Below are 1,296 nucleotides of genomic sequence, written 5' to 3'. Positions count from 1 at the left end.
CTTGAATTATGTATCGGCGGAAGAGGGAACCGGATTTACGTTTCAACAGAATTTATCCAGGGCAAAGATTGATTTCAAAAACACCAAAATCAAGTTTTACGACTATTTGGAAATTGAAGAAATCGATAAGATGCTAACCAAACGCCAAAACGCTCGCATCATAGTTCTGGACAATGCCACGGCTTATGTAGATGACTTGAAAACGGCAGTATTGCGAAGACTGAAAAGAGATTATCCTGATGTATTATTCATCATAATGGCACACAGTGAAAAAAACGAACCTACCACAGCAATGGCAAAATTAGCAAAGAAACTGTGTAACGTTTATTTCAGAATCGAAGGTTTAACGGCATTTGTCGGAGGCAGATGTCCAGGAGGAACAATAACAATCAACGAACAAACAGCAATGCTATTTCACGGTAGCGAAATCAAAAACAAAAAGGCATCATGAAAGCAACAACCCAAAATCAAATCCAAGATTATTTACAGTGGTCGTCTGAAGAATACGAAGACAGATTATTATTAAGCATTATGAAATGGTGCCAACACTATGGCCAATATCCAAGCATAGTGCAACAACTATTGGCAAACACCCAAGTAAATCAATGGTTTATGCGCGAACACCTTAAGTGCGAGCTTCAATTCTTAAAAATAGTGAATGTGGTGCCTCCTAAACCCGACCAACTCCAAGCGCATTATAAAGCTTGTACGGCTCAAGTAATGGCCATATATCCAAAAGCATTGATGGAAAAAATCAAGCGAAATAAAGACTTTTCAAACCTAATAGTAACCCATACGCCATTGTATTATGCTAATTAAAATGACCCCACAACAACAAAAAAACAAAATTGCCGAACTCGAGCAATGGTTGCGAGACAACCCCAGCCACGAGAACCGAACCGTTATCGAAACCGATTTGCGCAAACTCAAAGAACCGGATGAGCATTGGCCAGTAGAACGAGACACTTTCGATTTGCGAAACCATAATTTTTACAACGTATGAGTAATATAGGCAATAGATTGGCAGATTTACACGATGTTTTGGACTACTGTTCAAATCAACAAGCATTTGGTAAAACAGCGTGTTTCACGCCATTAGAGCGCATTTGCATCAATCAAGAACGAGGCTCGTTGTTGAGCCAAATCAATCAAGACAATCAGGAAGGCGACAAAAGGCATTACAAATGCCCGCCAAAGCTAGAGAGCAAAATCCGCTTCATCACTCAAAAAGTAATAGATATTAATTTAATAACCAATTAAAATGAACACAGAAACACAAGAAAAACCAGTAAAATC

General features: G+C 38.7%; 4 protein-coding genes. All 4 read left to right on the top strand.

Going from position 1 to position 1,296, the window contains the following annotated elements:
- Positions 1 to 451, top strand: a 451-nt coding sequence (locus IR213_RS16095; protein ID WP_194313299.1) for a hypothetical protein, incomplete at its 5' end; no start/stop codon positions are given.
- A complete protein-coding gene (locus IR213_RS16090; RefSeq protein WP_194313298.1) occupies positions 448 to 819 on the top strand; it encodes a hypothetical protein in 372 nt (123 codons plus the stop codon). The genes IR213_RS16095 and IR213_RS16090, both read left to right, overlap by 4 nt.
- 1 nt (position 820) lies before the next feature.
- Positions 821 to 1,003, top strand: a complete 183-nt coding sequence (locus tag IR213_RS16085; RefSeq protein ID WP_194313297.1) for a hypothetical protein — start codon at positions 821 to 823, stop codon at positions 1,001 to 1,003.
- Positions 1,000 to 1,260 carry a hypothetical protein gene (locus tag IR213_RS16080; RefSeq protein WP_194313296.1) on the top strand — a complete coding sequence of 87 codons (261 nt, stop codon included), beginning with the start codon at positions 1,000 to 1,002 and terminating at the stop codon, positions 1,258 to 1,260. Before IR213_RS16085 ends, IR213_RS16080 begins: the two co-directional genes overlap by 4 nt.
- Positions 1,261 to 1,296 lie beyond the last annotated feature (36 nt).

The sequence above is a fragment of the Flavobacterium soyangense genome, from assembly GCF_015277675.1.
Lineage (GTDB): Bacteria > Bacteroidota > Bacteroidia > Flavobacteriales > Flavobacteriaceae > Flavobacterium > Flavobacterium soyangense.
The sequence above is the reverse complement of the archived record's forward strand: the minus strand, read 5'-3'. Positions and strand labels throughout refer to the sequence as shown.